The organism is Cognataquiflexum rubidum (assembly GCF_022538115.1).
Classification (GTDB): domain Bacteria; phylum Bacteroidota; class Bacteroidia; order Cytophagales; family Cyclobacteriaceae; genus Cognataquiflexum; species Cognataquiflexum rubidum.
Map to the genome: position 1 here is coordinate 1 of NZ_JAKZAL010000049.1, position 3783 is coordinate 3783.

Consider the following 3783-nt stretch of genomic DNA (forward strand, 5'->3'; position numbering starts at 1 on the left):
CGATCCTTTGACTGGATTGAATACAACAATCGCTTCTTTGGCGCCTTTGGCCTCGCAGTCAATCCCGACTTCTTATACCGTTACACAGGCTGATATTGATGCAGGAAAAGTCGACAATACCGCTTCTGTTGCTATCGGTGCAGTAAATGTTTCCGCTTCGGAATCGGTGACTGCAACACAAAACCCTGCCCTTTCCATTACCAAAACAGCAACCGAGTCAACCTTTGACGCTGTCGGGGATGTATTGAACTACACCATTGTCGTGACCAACACTGGTAACGTGACTTTGGAAAACATTGCTGTAAGCGATCCTTTGACAGGATTGAATACCGCAATTGCTTCCTTGGCGCCTTTGGCTTCTGAGTCAATCCCGACTTCTTATACCATAACACAGGCTGATATCGATGCAGGAAAAGTTGACAATACCGCTTCCGCTGCCGTTGGTTCAGTGAATGTTACAGCTTCCGAGTCGGTAACCGCAACCCAAAGCCCTGCGCTTTCCATCACTAAGACTGCCACTGAGTCAAGCTTTGCCGAAGTCGGGGATATATTGAATTACACCATTGTCGTGACCAATACAGGTAACGTCACCCTGAATAACATCTCGGTTTCTGATCCTTTGACAGGATTGAATACAACAATTGCTTCCTTGGCGCCTTTGGCTTCTGAGTCAATAGCTACTTCTTATACTGTAACACAGGCTGATATTGATGCAGGAAAAGTCGACAATACCGCTTCTGCTGCTACCGGTGCAGTAAATGTTTCCGCTTCGGAATCGGTGACTGCAACACAAAACCCTGCCCTTTCCATTACCAAAACAGCAACCGAGTCAACCTTTGACGCTGTCGGGGATGTATTGAATTACACCATTGTCGTGACTAATACCGGGAACGTGACTTTGGAAAACATTGCTGTAACCGATCCTTTGACTGGATTGAATACAACAATCGCTTCTTTGGCGCCTTTGGCCTCGCAGTCAATCCCGACTTCTTATACCGTCACACAGGCTGATATCGATGCAGGTAAAGTCGACAATACCGCTTTCGCTGCCGTTGGTTCAGTGAATGTTACAGCTTCCGAGTCCGTAACCGCAACACAAAGCCCTGCACTTTCCATCACTAAAACAGCGACTGAGAATACCTTTGCCGCTGTAGGAGATGTGCTGAACTATACCATTGTGGTGACCAACACGGGTAACGTGACTTTGAGCAATGTTGCTGTAAGCGATCCATTGACAGGTCTGAATACAACAATTGCTTCTTTGGCACCTTTGGCCTCTGAGTCAATTGCTACTTCTTATACAGTAACTCAGTCTGATATCGATGCAGGAAAAGTAGACAACATCGCTTCCGCTGCTGTGGGTGCTGTCAATGTTTCTGCTTCCGAGTCGGTAACTGCAACACAAACTCCTGCCCTTTCCATCACCAAGACAGCAACCGAGTCAACCTTCTCCGCTGTTGGGGATGTATTGAATTACAGCATTGTCGTGACCAATACAGGTAACGTGACTTTGGAAAACATTGCTGTAAGCGATCCTCTTACAGGTTTGAATACAACAATCGCTTCTTTGGCACCTTTGGCCTCTGAGTCAATCCCTACTTCTTATACCGTCACACAGGCGGATATCGATGCAGGAAAAGTCGACAACACGGCTTCGGCTGCTGTCGGTACTGTCAATGTTTCTGCTTCTGAGTCTGTAACTGCAACACAAAGCCCTGCCCTTTCCATCACCAAGACAGCAACCGAGTCAAGCTTTGCCGCTGTCGGGGATGTATTGAATTACAGCATTGTGGTAACCAATACAGGTAATGTGACTTTGAGCAATATCTCGGTTTCTGATCCTCTGACAGGACTGAATACAACAATCGCTTCTTTGGCACCTTTGGCTTCTGAGTCAATCCCGACTTCTTATACCGTCACACAGGCGGATATCGATGCAGGAAAAGTGGACAACATTGCTTCCGCTACTGTCGGTACAGTGAATGTTTCTGCTTCTGAGTCGGTAACTGCAACACAAAGCCCTGCCCTTTCCATCACCAAGACAGCAACCGAGTCAAGCTTTGCCGCTGTTGGGGATGTATTGAATTACAGCATTGTCGTGACCAATACAGGAAACGTGACTTTGGAAAACATTACTGTGAGCGATCCTCTGACAGGACTGAATACAACAATCGCTTCCTTGGCGCCTTTGGCCTCTGAGTCAATTCCGACTTCTTATACCGTCACACAAGCGGATATCGATGCAGGAAAAGTGGACAACATTGCTTCCGCTGCTGTGGGTGCTGTCAATGTTTCTGCTTCCGAGTCTGTAACTGCAACACAAACTCCTGCCCTTTCCATCACCAAGACAGCAACCGAGTCAACCTTCTCCGCTGTTGGGGATGTATTGAATTACAGCATTGTCGTGACCAATACAGGTAACGTGACTTTGGAAAACATTGCTGTAAGCGATCCTCTTACAGGTTTGAATACAACAATCGCTTCTTTGGCACCTTTGGCCTCTGAGTCAATCCCGACTTCTTATACCATAACACAGGCGGATATCGATGCAGGAAAAGTCGACAATATTGCTTCTGCTGCTGTAGGTGCTTTGAATGTTTCCGCTTCCGAGTCTGTAACTGCAACACAAACTCCTGCCCTTTCCATCACCAAGACAGCAACCGAGTCAAGCTTTGCCGCTGTTGGGGATGTATTGAACTACACCATTGTGGTAACCAATACAGGTAACGTGACTTTGGAAAACATTGCTGTGAGCGATCCTCTGACAGGATTGAATACTTCTATTTCAAGTCTTACACCTGGATCAAGTGAATCCATTCCGACTTCTTATACCGTCACACAGGCTGACATTGATGCCGGAAAAGTAGACAATACTGCTTCCGCTGCTGTGGGTGCTGTCAATGTTTCTGCTTCTGAGTCTGTAAATGCAACACAAACTCCTGCCCTTTCCATCACCAAGACAGCAACCGAGTCAAGCTTCGCAGCTGTCGGGGATGTATTGAACTACAGCATTGTCGTGACCAATACAGGAAACGTGACTTTGAATAATATCTCGGTTTCTGATCCTTTGACAGGATTGAATACTTCTATTTCAAGTCTTGCACCTGGATCAAGTGAATCCATTCCGACTTCTTATACCGTCACACAGTCTGATATCGATGCAGGAAAAGTGGACAATACCGCTTCGGCTACTGTCGGTACAGTGAATGTTTCTGCTTCCGAGTCGGTAACTGCAACACAAACTCCTGCCCTTTCCATCGCCAAGACAGCAACCGAATCAAGCTTTGCCGCTGTCGGGGATGTATTGAATTACAGCATTGTCGTGACCAATACAGGTAACGTGACTTTGAGCAATATCTCGGTTTCTGATCCTTTGACAGGATTGAATACAACAATCGCTTCTTTGGCGCCTTTGGCTTCTGAGTCAATTGCTACTTCTTATACAGTAACTCAGTCTGATATCGATGCAGGAAAAGTCGACAATACTGCTTCCGCTGCTGTGGGTGCTGTCAATGTTTCTGCTTCCGAGTCGGTAACTGCAACACAAAGCCCTGCCCTTTCCATTACCAAAACAGCAACCGAGCCAAGCTTTGCAGCTGTTGGGGATGTATTGAACTATACCATAGTTGTGACCAATACAGGTAACGTGACTTTGGAAAACATTGCTGTGAGCGATCCTCTGACAGGACTGAATACAACAATTGCTTCTTTGGCACCTTTGGCCTCTGAGTCAATTGCTACTTCTTATACAGTAACTCAGTCTGATATCGATGCAGGAAAAGT

The 3783-nt window shown here is 46.4% G+C and carries 1 protein-coding gene; it reads left to right on the forward strand.

The genetic code is table 11. The features are described 5' to 3' along the window. A partial coding sequence (locus tag MMU05_RS22920) for a beta strand repeat-containing protein (protein WP_418884493.1) occupies positions 1 to 3783 on the forward strand: 3783 nt, incomplete at both ends.